Raw genomic sequence first — 14,202 nt, 5'->3', positions numbered from 1 at the left:
CCGATCCGGGCAGACGACCCTAGAGGAACGTACGGCCCTCGCCCCGGTACGTCGGCACGGTCGCCGTGATCCGGTCGCCCTCGATCAGCTGCAGTTCGTCGAAGCGCTCGCACAGCTCACCGGCCTTGGCGTGCCGGAACCACACCTTGTCCCCGATCAGCAGATCATCGGCGGGCGAGCCGAGCAACGGCGTCTGCACCTCTCCCGGACCCTCCTGCGGGTCGTAGCGCAGCCCCTCGGGCAGGTACGGGACCGGCAGCCGGTCCGCGCCCGCGGCCCCGGACGCCGGATATCCGCCACCCAGCACCGTCACCACGCCCACACCCGGCCGCCGCACCACGGGCTGGGCGAACAGGGCGGCCGGACGGCCCGTGAACGAGGTGTAGTTGTCGAACAGCCGCGGTACGTACAACCCCGAACCGGCCGCGATCTCGGTCACCGCCGCCTCGGCCGCGGTGTGCTGCACACTGCCGGTGCCGCCCCCGTTCACGAACTCCAGGTCCGGCGTCACCGCCCGGACGGCCCGCACGACCTCCGCCCGCCGCGCCGCCAGCTCCTTGCGGGCCGTGGCCTGCATCAGGCGGACCGCACGCGATCGCAGCGGCCGGCCGGCGACCGAGTCCCCGACGCCCGCGACATGGCCCTCGTACGCCATCAGCCCCACCAGCCGGAAGCCCGGCCTACGGGCCACGGAACGGGCCAGCTCGGCCAGTTGGGCGGGCGAGCGCAGGGGCGAGCGCAGCGCGCCGATCCTGACCCGGCCGCCGAGCATCCGCAGCGAGGTGTCCAGCTCCAGACAGACCCGGATCTCCTCGGTGCCGCCGGCCCGTGCCGCGTCGATCAGCTCCAGCTGCGCGTGGTCGTCCACCATCACGGTCACGGCCGCCGACAGCTTGGGATCCGCCGCCAGCTCGGCGTACGCGGCCCGGTCGGCCGACGGATAGGCCAGCAGCACGTCGTCGAAACCGGCCCGGGCCAGCCACAGCGATTCCGCGAGGGTGAACGACATGATCCCGGCGAACCCCGGACGCGCGAGCACCCGCTCCAGCAGCGCGCGGCAGCGCACCGACTTGCTCGCCACCCGGACGGGCTTCCCGCCCGCCCGGCGCACGAGGTCGTCCGCATTGGTGTCGAAAGCCTCCAGGTCCACCACCGCCACAGGGGCGTCGAGATGGGCGGTGGCCCGGTTGTAACGGGTCCGGTCAGCGGCGCGGGCAGTCATGGCCGCAGCTTGCCAGACGGTCGTACCACTGGGTAGGGGGACGTTCGGTGCAGATCCCCCGCACCCCCGGTCCTGTGCCCACGGGGCGCCCTTCACCCCGTAGAGTGACGGTCACGCGGATGACCGACGGCCGGTCCGGGAAAGTGATCCGCAGGCGGTACGGGGAAGTGAACCAGGGGGCCGGATGAGTACCGAAGCGCAGCGCGCTCCTGTGCCGCCCCGCCCGACCACCCCGCCGCCCGTCCCCGCGCAGCCCCCGGCTCCGCCCGCGCCTCCCGCCGCACCGGGCACGGGCGTGCAGCCCATACCGCCCTCCGTGCCTCCCGCCGCACCGGGCACGGGCGTGCCGCCCACGCAGGCCCCCGCCGCACCGGGCACGGTCGCGCAGCCCACGCAGGCCCCGGCTCCCCGCCCGCAGGCCCCCGCGCCCCGCACCGCGGACGACGCGCCCCCGCCCGTGGAGACGACCACCCAGCTGCGCATCGTGCCGCCCGCACCACCCGCCGCGCCTCCTCCGCCGCCGCCCGCGACCAGGCGCAGGCCCGTCGGCGCGGTGGATCTCACCCCGCGCCCCGGCGCCGTCCCCGCCCCGCCGGGGGCGTACTACGGCTACGCCGAGACGCCCGTCGAGACCACCACCCGCCTGCGCCCCATAAAGACCCGGAACCCGGGCAGGGCCGCGGCCGCCGTGGCCTGTGTCGTGCTCGGCATCGGGCTGATCGGCGGTGCGGTCACCGGCACCTGGCTCACGGGGGACTCCGCGGCCGAGCCCGGAGCCGGTACCGCGTACTCGGCCGGCCGCTCCGCCTGGCACAGCGTCCCCGTCGACACGCTCTTCCCCCGCACCCTCAAGGGCGACGGCGCGGGACCGGGGGCCACCGACCGGGTCTGGACCCGCGTCGCCGTCGCCACCGACAGCGATTGCGCGGCGGGCCTGGACCCGCTGCTGCTCAAGACGCTCCGCCCGGTCGGCTGCGCACGCATGGTGCGGGCCACCTACACCGACGCGACAAGCAGCAGTGTCACCACCGTGGGCATGGTCTTCACCGAGGCGGACAGCGAAGGGATGCGCGCGCTCAGTACCCGGTTCACCGGCCAGCACCTCGATGTACGGGCAGACCTGATGCCCCGTACCTACCCCGCCGAGGGCACCGCCGCAGCGGACTTCGGTGACCGGCAGCGTGCCAGTTGGACGGTCAGCGTCCTGACCGAGGTGCCCGTCGTCGTGTTCGCCGTCTCCGGTTTCGCCGACGGCCGTACGGTCGCCGAGCCGCAGCCCGCAGCCGTCGCCATGGCGGCAGGCGCCACCACGGCGGTCGCCCAGGCCGGGCTCGGCCACGAGGCGAAGGGCATCGCCGACCGGGTGGAGCGCTCGCTGCGCAGGAACGTCACCGACCTCACGGAGAAGCCGGAATGACCCGCCCCCGCCGGCTCCGCGCGTTCGCCGCGGTGGCCATCGCCACAGCGTTCGCGGTACTGCCCGCGGTGCCGGCCCAGGCCGACGCCCTGCGGGACCGGCAATGGGCCCTGGAGGCCCTGCACACCGACCGGGCCTGGCAGACCACGAAGGGCAAGGGCATCACCGTCGCCGTCCTGGACACCGGGGTCGACGGCAGCCACCCCGACCTCCAGGGCCAAGTGCTCCCGGGCAAGGACCTCATCGGGTTCGGCGCCGGAAAGGGCGACCGGGCCTGGGCGGTGCACGGCACCGCGATGGCCGGCATCATCGCGGGCCACGGCAACGGGCCCGGGCGGAACGACGGCGTCCTCGGAGTCGCACCGGAAGTGAGGATCATGCCCGTGCGGGTCATCCTCGAGTCCAACGACGCGTCCCGCGCCAAGGCCCGTCAGTCGCGCGGTACCGCCCTCGCCGACGGCATCCGCTGGGCCACCGACCACGGTGCCGACGTCATCAACCTCTCCCTCGGCGACGACAGCAAGTCCGCGCACCCCGAGCCCGGTGAGGACGCGGCCGTCCAGTACGCCCTGAGCAAGAACGTCTCCGTCGTCGCCTCGGCCGGAAACAGCGGTGAGAAGGGCAACGGCGTCTCCTACCCCGCCGCCTACCCCGGGGTGATCGCTGTCGCCGCCGTCGACAAGTACGGCACCCACGCCGCGTTCTCCACCAGCCGCTGGTACGCCACCGTCAGCGCGCCGGGTGTCGACATCGTCGTCGCCAACCCGGACCGCCACTACTACATCGAGTGGGGCACCTCGGCCGCCTCGGCGTTCGTCTCCGGAGCCGTCGCCCTCGTACGCGCCGCCCACCCCGGGCTGTCGCCCGCCCAGCTCAAGACGTTGCTCGCGGACACCGCGCGCAACTCCCCGGCAGGCGGCCGCGACGACGCCCGTGGCTACGGGCTGGTCGACCCCGCCGCCGCGATCGAGGCCGGGGAGAAGCTCCGCCCCGACAACCTGGACGCCAAGTCCGCCCCGGCCGGTTACCGCAAGCAGTACTTCGGATCCGGCCCCGACCCGAAGGCCGGGGACGACGGCCCCGCCGGCTGGCTGGCCCCGTCCGCCGGGGCGCTCGGCGCCGTGCTGCTGGCCCTGGCCGTGGTCCTGTGGCGCGGCAGGGGAGCCCACACCGGCGGAAGCACGAGCGGAAACAGCACCGTCGCCGGCATCACCCGGTGGCGCTGACCCGTCCTGCCACGCCGACGGCGGCCTTCGCCACCGACTCGACGAGGGCTACGCCGGCCTCCTTCGTCGCGTGCCCGCGCGACAGCACGGCCACCAGGTAGGTGCTCCCGCCGCTCTCCACCCGTCCGATGCTGTTGATGTCCCACAGCCCGGTCGTCGTGCGGGGCATCCACCCGTTCTTCAGCGCCGCGCCGCTGCCCGCCGCCGACACCCCCCACCGCTGGTCCGCCCGGACCTCGCCCATCAGCTCCGTCAGGTACGCGCGCGAGGTCTCCGACAGCTCCGAATCCGTACCGAACACCGCCTCCAGCAGACGCACCTGGTCGGTGGCCGTCGTCTGCGTCAGCCCCCACGCATGCGCGGCAGTCGTCCCGGAGAGCCCCAGCCGCTCGTTCGCCGCGTCCAGCCCCTCGGCGCCGCCGACCGTCTTCAGGAGCTCGGTGGCCGAGGTGTTGTCGCTGCGCCGGATCATGGCCTCCGCCCACGCGTGCTCGGCGCCGTTCAGCTCCCGCCCCTCGTCCTGGGCGAGGAGCAGCAGGGCCGCCAGGATGTCGACCTTGACGATGCTCGCGGTGTCGTACGCCCCGTCCCCGTACACCGCGCCCGCCCCGCTCGCCGTGTCCAGCACCGCCACCGACACGTCGGCGCCGCCGGTCAGGGGCGCCAGCGCGCCTGCCAGCTCCGCATCGAGATCCACCTCGGGCTCCTCGCTCGTGCTCGCCGCGGCCGACGGGCTCGACGCGGACGATACGGATGCCACGGCGGCGGGCGCACGATCCGGCGAGTGACCCACCAGATTCGCGCCCCCGGCGGCGGAACCCGCCAGCAGCACGACAGCCGTCACGGATGCGGACAGGGCGGACCTGCGGATTCTTCTGCGGGACATGATCCGGACGCTAGGAACCGCAGCTGGCAGCAGCCTGTGCCCGACCTGTCGCCGGGATGGGAGAACCGGTCCACTACGCTCGTCGTGTGGCGCTCAAGAACATTCCGGACCCCGGCTTCTCCGACGACGACGGCACGGCCGCCCCCGAACTGACGGCGGCGCTCGCCGCGTGGGCGGAGGACCGGACAACCGTCGGCCCGGTCCTGGCGGCGCTCCGCGGCGCCAGGCTCCTCGTCCCGGTCGTCGCCGTCCTCGGCGAGGTCGAGGAGGACGAGAACGGGCTGCGTCGCGAGAAGACCAGCGACATGGCCGTGCCGACCCTGCAGGCCGGTGACCGGCGCGCCCTGCCCGCCTTCACCTCCACCGCCTCGCTGGCCCGCTGGGACCCGCAGGCGCGCCCGGTCGCCGTACCCCTGCACCAGGCCCTGCAGGCCGCCGCCCACGAGAAGGCGGACACGGTGGTCCTGGACCTCGCGGGGCCCGTCGCCTTCGAACTGACCGGCCCGGCGCTGCTCGCCCTGGCAGAGAACCGCAGCAGCACGGACCCGCTCGACGACCCGGCCGTGGTCGCCGCGGTACGGGAAGCGGTCGCAGCCGAACCTGCGGTGATCCGGGCCCACCTGGGCCCGGGGCAGGCCGACGGCACCCTCGCCCTGGTCCTCCGCCCGGACGCGGTGGTGGCCGAAGCCGCCCGGCGGGTCGCCGACGCGCTGTCGGCCAGCGAGGTCCTGCGTGCCAGGCTGGTGCGCGGTATCGACCTCGCACTCCTGCCGGCCGGGGCCGAGGCACCCGGCGAGCCCCTCTTCACCCGCTGACACACGCGAGAGCCCGCCGCCTGTCGCAGGCAGCGGGCTCGGAGGTGTGCGGTGCGGAGGGATCAGCCGTAGACGGGGCCCGTGTACTTCTCGCCGGGGCCCTGGCCCGGCTCGTCCGGTACGAGCGAGGCCTCGCGGAAGGCCAGCTGGAGCGACTTCAGGCCGTCGCGCAGCGGGGAGGCGTGGAAGGTGCTGATCTCGGTGGTGCTCGCGTCGAGCAGACCGGCCAGTGCCTGGACCAGCTTGCGGGCCTCGTCCAGGTCCTTGTGCTGCTCGCCCTCCTCGGTCAGACCGAGCTTCACGGCGGCCGCGCTCATCAGATTGACGGCGACGGTCACGATCACCTCGACCGCGGGGACCTCCGCGATGTCGCGGGCCATGTCGTCGAAGCCGGGGTTCTCGGTGCTGGGGGTCGCGTCACTCATGCCCCACACGATAAGGCCACGTCCGCACGGCGCTGTCCGTGGGAGCACCTGTGGGAGCGACTGCGAGGCGTGCGGGGCCGCGGGTTAGCCGCAGCCCCGCGAAGCTGCTAACCTTGTGTAACGACCGGCCGGACACCTATGTGCTCGGCCCACAAGTGGAGGCTCCGATCTCCCACCTGACCGTCCTCGCGGACGGCGGGTCACCGGTCAGGTAGCGACCATCGTTCCGTACGGACGATGGAGCTGCTCGATGCGCCCCGCGGTTGACCGCGCGGTGTTCCGGTATTTCCTGGAGCCCCGCCTGTGTCCCGTCCCGGGGCATTTTTGCTTTCCCGGCTCGGTTGGTCTTACGAAACAGACGCTACGCGGCTGTCCGCCAGGCGGTCGCGTGGCGCTACCGAGGAGGATCCATCAGCGCCGAGCCCCGCATCAACGACCGGATTCGCGTTCCCGAGGTGCGACTTGTCGGTCCCAGCGGCGAGCAGGTCGGGATTGTTCCGCTTGCCAAGGCCCTGGAACTTGCACAGGAGTACGACCTCGACCTGGTCGAGGTGGCGGCGACAGCCCGTCCCCCCGTGTGCAAGCTCATGGACTACGGAAAGTTCAAGTACGAGTCGGCCATGAAGGCCCGTGAGGCGCGCAAGAACCAGGCGCACACGGTCATCAAGGAAATGAAGCTCCGGCCGAAGATCGACCCGCACGACTACGACACCAAGAAGGGTCACGTCGTCCGGTTCCTCAAGCAGGGGGACAAGGTCAAGATCACGATCATGTTCCGTGGTCGTGAGCAGTCCCGTCCCGAGCTGGGTTTCCGACTGCTCCAGCGTCTCGCTTCGGATGTCGAGGACCTCGGCTTCATCGAGTCCAACCCGAAGCAGGACGGCCGGAACATGATCATGGTTCTGGGCCCGCACAAGAAGAAGACCGAAGCCATGGCCGAGGCCCGTGAGGCCCAGGCCGCCCGCAAGGCGGAGCGTCAGGGTTACGCCCACGACGCCGAGCCCGAGGGTGAAGACGCTGAGGCCCCGGCCGCAGCTGCCGAGGCTCCGGCCGAGACACCTGCAGAAACACCTTCCGAGGCGTGACCTCTGGGGGCTGCCATCCAGGCGCCCCCAGGTCCCTCGGGAACCACCCAAAGATCTGACGCCCCTGCAGTCCGGTGCCCGCACCGAGAGGGGCGCCACTGACGAGGAGAGAACGGCGCGATGCCGAAGAACAAGACGCACAGCGGTGCCAGCAAGCGCTTCAAGATCACCGGCTCCGGCAAGGTGCTCCGTGAGAAGGCCGGCAAGCGCCACCTGCTCGAGCACAAGTCGTCCAAGAAGACCCGCTCGCTGACCGGCACGGTCGTCGTGGCTCCGGCCGACGTCAAGAAGGTCAAGAAGCTTCTCGGCAAGTGAGGACGCTGCCTCCGGTGAACCCGGAGGCGCGACCTCGATCCGACCGGGACCAATTCGTTTCCGGGCCGTGTGAGTCCAACCACGGCCCCGCTGTAAGGAGTCAAAAGTGGCACGCGTCAAGCGGGCAGTAAACGCCCACAAGAAGCGCCGGGCGATCCTCGAGGCCGCCAAGGGTTACCGCGGTCAGCGTTCGCGCCTGTACCGCAAGGCCAAGGAGCAGGTCACCCACTCCCTGGTCTACAACTACAACGACCGCAAGAAGCGCAAGGGCGACTTCCGTCGGCTCTGGATCCAGCGCATCAACGCCGCTGCCCGCCAGAACGGCATGACGTACAACCGCCTCATCCAGGGTCTGAACGCCGCCAACATCGAGGTGGACCGCAAGATCCTGGCCGAGCTCGCGGTCAACGACGCCAACGCGTTCGCCGCTCTCGTCGAGGTCGCTCAGAAGGCCCTTCCGAGCGACGTCAACGCCCCGAAGGCCGCCTGATCCAGGCAGTCCTTCCAGGTGTGTGAGCCGGACCCGCAGGCGCAAGCCGTCTGCGGGTCCGGTGCGTTGCAGGACGCTGTGCGTACGTAGTCATCCGTACGCAGAGAAACGTACGCAGAGAAGCAGAGATACGCAGAGAGGCTCGCCGCCGACCATGGGCACCCCCGAACTGATCTCCGCGCGGTCGCCGCGCGTCGCCGCCGCACGACGGCTGGCCAGGCGCAACTTCCGCGGCAAGGAGCGCAGGTTCATCGCAGAGGGGCCGCAGGCCGTGCGGGAGGCAGCGGCGCACCGGGGCAGCGACGGCGAGCCCACGCTGACCGAGCTCTTCGCCACCGTCGAGGCCGCCGACCGGTACGCCGACATCGTCGACGCCGCCCACGCGGCGGGCGCCCGCGTGCATCTCGCGGACAGCGACGTGCTGGCCGACGTCTCGCAGACCGTCACCCCGCAGGGGCTGATCGGTGTCTGCCGCTTCCTGGACTCGCCCTTCGAGGAGATCCTCGCGGCGAAGCCCACACTGGTCGCCGTACTCGCCCACGTACGGGACCCCGGGAACGCCGGAACCGTGCTGCGCTGCGCCGATGCCGCGGGCGCCGACGCCGTCGTGCTCACCGACGCGTCCGTGGACCTGTACAACCCCAAGTCGGTCCGTGCCTCGGTCGGTTCGCTCTTCCATCTGCCGGTCGCCGTCGGCGTGCCCGTCGAACAGGCCGTGCAAGGGCTGCGGGACGCCGGTGTGCGCATCCTGGCGGCCGACGGCGCGGGCGCGGACGACCTCGACGACGAGCTCGACGCGGGCACCATGGGCGGTCCCACCGCCTGGGTGTTCGGTAACGAGGCCTGGGGCCTGCCGGAGGAGACCAGGGCGCTGGCCGACGCCGTCGTCCGGGTCCCGATCCACGGCCGGGCGGAGAGCCTCAATCTTGCCACTGCCGCCGCCGTGTGCCTCTACGCCTCCGCACGGGCCCAGCGCCCGCGGCACACCGGCTGAGCCGGCCCGTTACCGGAGCTCCACCGATCGATCCAAGCCACACCCGGCGGTGCGCAGCCTCGGGGTGTCGCTCGCCGTCCGGCGCCTAGTAGGGTGACGAACTCGGGGGCCCACTGCACCGGTTCGAGAGGTGGGGTACGGGAATATGGCTGTCGGCATGAGCAGGCCGCGTCAGACACACACGGCCGCCGTGCGCGCCATCACCGACGGGGACGACACCATCGGCATCATCGGGGACGCGGCAACGGGCATCGACCCGGACGACCTGCCCGACGGTCTCGTCGTCGCCGACGAGAGCGGCCGGATCATCTGCTTCAACTCGGCCGCGACGCGGATCACCGCCACACCGCGGGCTGCGGCCCTGGGCCGCCCCCTCGAGCTCGCGCTGCCCCTCGAAGACCTCAAGGGCCGCCGCTGGTGGGCCCTGACCGACCCGTACGGGGGGCTCGCCATCAGGGTCGGACAGCCCGAGCGGAACCTGCTGCTCCCCGGCGGCCGTGAGGTCCTGGTATCAGCGCGGTACGTACGTGAAGCCCCGACCGGCCCGGTCCGCCGGCTGGTCGTCTCGCTCCGCGGAACCGAGGCGCGCCGCCGCACCGAACGCAGCCACGCCGAGCTGATCGCCACCGTCGCCCACGAACTGCGCTCCCCGCTGACCTCGGTCAAGGGGTTCACCGCGACCCTGCTGGCCAAGTGGGAGCGTTTCACCGACGACCAGAAGCGGCTCATGCTGGAGACCGTCGACGCCGACGCCAACCGCGTCAACCGGCTCATCGCGGAGCTGCTCGACATCTCCCGCATCGACTCCGGGCGCCTGGAGCTGCGCCGCCAGCCCGTGGACATCTCCGCCGCCGTCGAACGCCACGTCCAGGCCCTCACGGCGAACGGCCAGGCACCGGACCGCTTCCTCGTACGCACACGGCAGCCCCTGCCCGACCTCTGGGCCGACCCCGACAAGGTCGACCAGGTCCTGGGCAACCTCCTGGAAAACGCGGTGCGCCACGGCGAGGGAACCATCACTATTGAGATCGCCCCTGCACCCGCACCGGGCAAGAGCGACGAGATCGGAACGGCAGTCACCGTGAGCGACGAAGGTCCCGGCATCCCCGAGGAGTCGATGGGCCGCGTCTTCACCCGCTTCTGGCGGGGGAGCAAGCGCGGCGGGACCGGCCTGGGCCTCTACATCGTCAAGGGCATCGTCGAGGCGCACGGCGGCACGATCACGGTCGACCGGGGGCCCGGCGGCGGCGCCGAGTTCCGATTTATCCTGCCCGTGAGCGCCCCGGCCTATCTGAAATGAAGGGGTTTCGCGCCAGCGAATCGGACAGGGTGGCGGCGGGCGACGGGTGGGCTTGAGCGGCCCACGGGCTCCTTCGCCTCTCCCCGGCCCTTAGACTCGACTTTTGGCACCTTTGCGTCCTCAGTCGTCGAGCGAGGGGCCGCAGGGTCCGGGGTTTCCCCGGTTCAGCGCAGTATCAGCCAATCGGAAGCACGGGAAGAGATGTCGGCACCGAACAAGTCGTACGACCCAGTCGAGGTCGAGGCACTGAAACCGGAAGAGATCGAGCGCATGCGGGACGAGGCGTTCGCCGCCTTCGCCGCTGCCGGCGACCTCGACGCGCTCGCCCAGGCGAAGACCGCGCACACCGGTGGCACCTCGCCCCTGTCGCTCGCCAACCGCGAGATCGGCGCCCTGCCGCCGCAGGCCAAGGCCGAGGCCGGCAAGCGCGTGGGCCAGGCCCGCGGCGCCGTCTCCAAGGCCCTCGCCGCCCGCCAGACGGAGCTGGAGGCCGAGCGTGACGCCCGTGTGCTCGTCGAGGAGGCCGTGGACGTCACACTGCCCTACGACCGCACCCCGGCCGGTGCGCGCCACCCCCTCACGACCATCATGGAGCGCGTCGCCGACGTCTTCGTCGCCATGGGCTACGAGATCGCGGAAGGCCCCGAGGTCGAGGCGGAGTGGTTCAACTTCGACGCCCTGAACTTCGTGCCCGACCACCCGGCCCGGCAGATGCAGGACACGTTCTTCGTGCAGGGCGCCGACGGTGCCAGGAACGACGAGTCCGGTGTCGTGCTGCGCACGCACACCTCGCCCGTCCAGGCCCGCTCGCTGCTCAGTCGCAAGCCCCCTGTCTACGTGGTCTGCCCCGGCAGGGTCTACCGCACCGACGAGCTCGACGCGACGCACACCCCGGTCTTCCACCAGATCGAGCTGCTCGCCGTCGACGAGGGCCTCACCATGGCCGACCTCAAGGGCACCCTCGACCACATGGTCCAGGCGCTCTTCGGCCCGGACATGAAGACCCGGCTGCGGCCGAACTTCTTCCCGTTCACCGAGCCGTCCGCCGAGATGGACATGGTCTGCTACGTCTGCCGCGGCGAGTCCGTCGGCAACCCGGACCGCCCCTGCCGCACCTGCGGCAGCGAGGGCTGGATCGAGCTCGGCGGCTGCGGCATGGTCAACCCGAAGGTGCTCGTCGCCTGCGGTGTCGACCCCCAGAAGTACAGCGGATTCGCCTTCGGGTTCGGCATCGAGCGGATGCTGATGTTCCGCCACAACGTCGAAGACATGCGAGACATGGTCGAGGGTGACGTCCGGTTCACCCGGCCGTTCGGGATGGAGATCTGATGCGCGTCCCGCTTTCCTGGCTGCGGGAGTACGTCGACCTGCCGGCGACCGAGACCGGCCGTGACGTACAGGCCAAGCTCGTCGCGGTGGGCCTCGAGGTAGAGACCGTCGAACAGATCGGCGCGGGCCTCAAGGGCCCCCTCGTCGTCGGTCAGGTACTGACCATCGAGGAGCTGGAGGGCTTCAAGAAGCCCATCCGCTTCTGCACCGTGGACGTCGGCACCGCCAACGGCACCGGCGAACCGCAGGAGATCGTCTGCGGCGCCCGCAACTTCGCCGTCGGCGACAAGGTCGTCGTGGTCCTCCCGGGCGCCGTCCTGCCCGGTGACTTCGCGATCGCCGCGCGCAAGACCTACGGCAAGACCTCGCACGGCATGATCTGCTCGACCGACGAACTCGGCATGGGCGACGACGGCACGCACGGCATCATCGTGCTGCCCCCCGAGCACGAGGCCGGCACCGACGCGATCGAGCTCCTCGAGCTCATCGACGAGGTCCTCGACATCGCCGTCACCCCCGACCGGGGCTACTGCCTGTCGATGCGCGGCGTCGCCCGCGAGACCGCGATCGCGTACGGTCTGCCGCTGCGCGACCCGGCGCTGCTGGACGTGCCCGCCCCGAACGCGTACGGCTACCCGGTGAAGGTCGCCGACCCGATCGGCTGCTCCCGCTTCACCGCGCGCACCGTGGTCGGTCTGCAGCCCGAGGCACGCTCCCCGATCTGGATGCAGCGCAGGCTCCAGAAGGCCGGGATGCGCCCGATCTCGCTCGCGGTCGACATCACCAACTACGTGATGCTCGAGCTCGGCCAGCCGCTGCACGCCTACGACCGGACCCGCATCCAGGGAGCGATCGGGGTGCGCCGCGCCCAGCAGGGCGAGAAGCTCACCACGCTCGACGGCACGGTGCGCGTCCTGGACGCCCAGGACCTGGTCATCACCGACGACCGCGGGCCGATCGGTCTCGCGGGTGTCATGGGCGGTGCCGACACGGAGATCGCCGACGTGCAGGCCGAGGAGGCCGGCACCACCGAGGTCGTCATCGAGGCCGCGCACTTCGACGCGATCTCCATCGCACGGACCGCGCGCCGCCACAAGCTGGCCTCGGAGGCGTCCAAGCGCTTCGAGCGCGGCGTCGACCCGCAGGCCGCCGCCGCTGCCGCGCAGCGCACCGTCGACCTGCTGGTCCTCCTCGCCGGCGGCACCGCGGAGTCGGGCGTCACCGAGATCAGCGCCCCGTCCGCCCCCCGCACCATCGCCATGCCGGCCGATCACCCCGACAGGGTGGCCGGTGTCGCCTACGGCCGCGAGATCGTCGTACGCCGCCTCCAGCAGGTCGGCTGCGACGTCTACGGTCAGGACGAGCTGATCGTCACGGTGCCGTCCTGGCGCCCCGACCTCGCCGCGCCGAACGACCTGGCCGAAGAGGTCATCCGGCTCGAGGGCTACGAGAACCTCCCGTCCACGCTGCCGACGCCGCCGTCCGGCCGGGGGCTCACCGACCGCCAGCGGCTCCACCGGCGCATCGGCCGGGCACTCGCGGGCGCCGGTTACGTCGAGGCGCTCAGCTACCCGTTCATCGGCGACGCCGCCCTCGACCAGCTCGGCCTGGACGAGGACGACGCCCGCCGCCGCACGGTCACGCTCGTCAACCCGCTGTCCGACGAGGAGCCCGCGCTGCGCACGACGCTGCTGCCGGGTCTGCTCGGAGCACTGCGGCGCAACGACGGGCGAGGCAGCCACGACCTCGCGCTCTTCGAGACCGGTCTGGTCTTCCGGCCGTCCGGCGAGGAGACGAAGGCCGTGCGGCTGCCCGTCGACCGCCGTCCCACCGACGAGGAGATCGCCGGTCTCGACGCGGCGCTCCCGCGCCAGCCGCGCCGCGCCGCCGTCGTCCTCGCGGGCGCCCGCGAGCAGGCCGGCTGGTGGGGCAGGGGCCGTCCCGCCGACTGGGCGGACTCCGTCGAGGCGGCACGCACGATCGCCCGTGAGGCGGGCGTCGAGCTGACCGTCCGCGGCGATCAGCACGCCCCGTGGCACCCCGGCCGGTGCGCCGCACTGTACGTCACGGTGAACGGCGAGGAGACCCTCTTCGGGCACGCGGGCGAACTGCACCCGCGCGTCATCAAGGAGCTCCACCTGCCGGAGCGGGCCTGCGCCATGGAGGTCGAGCTCGACGTCCTGGAGCAGGCCGTCGACGGTGCGCTCCAGGCGCCGCGGATCTCCACCTTCCCGGTGGCGACCCAGGACGTGGCGCTCGTCGTCGGGCAGGACGTGTCCGCCGACGCGGTCGAGAAGGCGCTGCGCGAAGGCGCCGGCGAACTCCTCGAGTCGCTGCGGCTGTTCGACGTCTTCACCGGCGACCAGATCGGCGAGGGTAAGAAGTCCCTGGCGTACGCGCTGCGTTTCCGCGCCACCGACCGCACGCTCACCGTCGACGAGGCCTCCGCGGCCCGCGACACCGCGGTCGCCCTGGCCGCCGAGCGCACGGGCGCGGTGCTGCGCGGCGCGTAGCACCCGGCGCGACCGGTCCTTGCCGACGAGGGCTCGCGCAGGGTTCGCGCACAGTTCGCGCACAGTGAGGAGGGGCGTATCCGGCCATCGGATACGCCCCTTCTTCTGTCTCGCCGGGCGCGTGGACCGCACGCGGGCCCCGGACGGCGCCGGGGGAACCCCGGTCCGGCCGGACCCGCAGCCAC

At 72.1% G+C, this 14,202-nt stretch carries 13 protein-coding genes; 10 read left to right on the top strand and 3 right to left on the bottom strand.

The features are described from left to right. Positions 1-19: 19 nt before the first annotated feature. A complete protein-coding gene (locus OG844_RS06780) occupies positions 20-1,222 on the bottom strand; it encodes an amino acid deaminase/aldolase (RefSeq protein WP_406388786.1) in 1,203 nt (400 codons plus the stop codon). Between the two features lie 553 nt (positions 1,223-1,775). Here OG844_RS06780 and OG844_RS06775 point away from each other — a divergent pair. Then, positions 1,776-2,639: a hypothetical protein gene (locus OG844_RS06775; protein ID WP_406396023.1), complete on the top strand. Its 864-nt coding sequence runs from the start codon at positions 1,776-1,778 to the stop codon at positions 2,637-2,639. Continuing rightward, positions 2,636-3,865, top strand: coding sequence for a type VII secretion-associated serine protease mycosin (gene mycP, locus OG844_RS06770; RefSeq protein WP_406388784.1), 1,230 nt, complete (start codon positions 2,636-2,638; stop codon positions 3,863-3,865). The genes OG844_RS06775 and mycP overlap by 4 nt, the downstream gene beginning before the upstream one ends. On the opposite strand, the gene OG844_RS06765 is transcribed toward mycP, so the two are convergent. Beyond that, entirely contained in the window at positions 3,849-4,751 is a 903-nt protein-coding gene (locus OG844_RS06765; protein WP_406388782.1) for a serine hydrolase, read from the bottom strand. The two genes, mycP and OG844_RS06765, sit on opposite strands and share 17 nt — an antisense overlap. Positions 4,752-4,837: 86 nt before the next feature. Between OG844_RS06765 and OG844_RS06760 the strand changes: the two genes are divergently transcribed. Next, the gene (locus tag OG844_RS06760; protein WP_406388780.1) at positions 4,838-5,566 is read left to right on the top strand and encodes an SseB family protein; all 729 of its coding nucleotides are present in this window, start codon (positions 4,838-4,840) and stop codon (positions 5,564-5,566) included. Positions 5,567-5,628: 62 nt separating this feature from the next. Here the strand turns inward: OG844_RS06760 and OG844_RS06755 are convergent, their stop codons facing one another. Next, positions 5,629-5,991, bottom strand: coding sequence for a DUF1844 domain-containing protein (locus OG844_RS06755; protein WP_329212824.1), 363 nt, complete (start codon positions 5,989-5,991; stop codon positions 5,629-5,631). A 341-nt stretch (positions 5,992-6,332) separates the two neighbouring features. On the opposite strand from OG844_RS06755, the gene infC reads away from it, so the two are divergent. The 7 genes from infC (at position 6,333) to pheT (ending at position 14,017) form a co-directional block, all read left to right on the top strand. Continuing rightward, positions 6,333-7,076 carry a translation initiation factor IF-3 gene (infC, locus tag OG844_RS06750; protein WP_406388778.1) on the top strand — a complete coding sequence of 248 codons (744 nt, stop codon included), beginning with the start codon at positions 6,333-6,335 and terminating at the stop codon, positions 7,074-7,076. Positions 7,077-7,196: 120 nt separating this feature from the next. After that, the gene (gene rpmI, locus OG844_RS06745; RefSeq protein ID WP_031097481.1) at positions 7,197-7,391 is read left to right on the top strand and encodes a 50S ribosomal protein L35; all 195 of its coding nucleotides are present in this window, start codon (positions 7,197-7,199) and stop codon (positions 7,389-7,391) included. Between the two features lie 106 nt (positions 7,392-7,497). After that, positions 7,498-7,881 (top strand): 50S ribosomal protein L20, encoded by a 384-nt coding sequence (gene rplT, locus OG844_RS06740; RefSeq protein ID WP_329212826.1) that lies wholly within the window; start codon positions 7,498-7,500, stop codon positions 7,879-7,881. 154 nt (positions 7,882-8,035) lie between these two features. Continuing rightward, positions 8,036-8,875, top strand: a complete 840-nt coding sequence (locus tag OG844_RS06735) for a TrmH family RNA methyltransferase (protein ID WP_406388776.1) — start codon at positions 8,036-8,038, stop codon at positions 8,873-8,875. Between the two features lie 145 nt (positions 8,876-9,020). Further along, the gene (locus tag OG844_RS06730) at positions 9,021-10,175 is read left to right on the top strand and encodes an ATP-binding protein (RefSeq protein ID WP_406388774.1); all 1,155 of its coding nucleotides are present in this window, start codon (positions 9,021-9,023) and stop codon (positions 10,173-10,175) included. A 201-nt stretch (positions 10,176-10,376) separates the two neighbouring features. Then, the gene (gene pheS / locus OG844_RS06725; RefSeq protein ID WP_351172822.1) at positions 10,377-11,504 is read left to right on the top strand and encodes a phenylalanine--tRNA ligase subunit alpha; all 1,128 of its coding nucleotides are present in this window, start codon (positions 10,377-10,379) and stop codon (positions 11,502-11,504) included. Beyond that, positions 11,504-14,017: a phenylalanine--tRNA ligase subunit beta gene (gene pheT / locus OG844_RS06720; RefSeq protein ID WP_406388772.1), complete on the top strand. Its 2,514-nt coding sequence runs from the start codon at positions 11,504-11,506 to the stop codon at positions 14,015-14,017. Before pheS ends, pheT begins: the two co-directional genes overlap by 1 nt. Positions 14,018-14,202: the final 185 nt, after the last annotated feature.

The sequence above is a fragment of the Streptomyces sp. NBC_00887 genome (genome assembly GCF_045207585.1).
The sequence above is the reverse complement of the archived record's forward strand: the minus strand, read 5'-3'. Positions and strand labels throughout refer to the sequence as shown.

Excerpts from the sequence above, each read along its gene's own strand:
- OG844_RS06765 (WP_406388782.1), bottom strand. The coding sequence starts at position 4,751 with ATGTCCCGCAGAAGAATCCGCAGGTCCGCCCTGTCCGCATCCGTGACG.
- rpmI (WP_031097481.1), top strand. The coding sequence starts at position 7,197 with ATGCCGAAGAACAAGACGCACAGCGGTGCCAGCAAGCGCTTCAAGATC.
- OG844_RS06755 (WP_329212824.1), bottom strand. The coding sequence starts at position 5,991 with ATGAGTGACGCGACCCCCAGCACCGAGAACCCCGGCTTCGACGACATG.
- OG844_RS06735 (WP_406388776.1), top strand. The coding sequence starts at position 8,036 with ATGGGCACCCCCGAACTGATCTCCGCGCGGTCGCCGCGCGTCGCCGCC.
- mycP (WP_406388784.1), top strand. The coding sequence starts at position 2,636 with ATGACCCGCCCCCGCCGGCTCCGCGCGTTCGCCGCGGTGGCCATCGCC.
- OG844_RS06780 (WP_406388786.1), bottom strand. The coding sequence starts at position 1,222 with ATGACTGCCCGCGCCGCTGACCGGACCCGTTACAACCGGGCCACCGCC.
- OG844_RS06730 (WP_406388774.1), top strand. The coding sequence starts at position 9,021 with ATGGCTGTCGGCATGAGCAGGCCGCGTCAGACACACACGGCCGCCGTG.
- pheS (WP_351172822.1), top strand. The coding sequence starts at position 10,377 with ATGTCGGCACCGAACAAGTCGTACGACCCAGTCGAGGTCGAGGCACTG.
- pheT (WP_406388772.1), top strand. The coding sequence starts at position 11,504 with ATGCGCGTCCCGCTTTCCTGGCTGCGGGAGTACGTCGACCTGCCGGCG.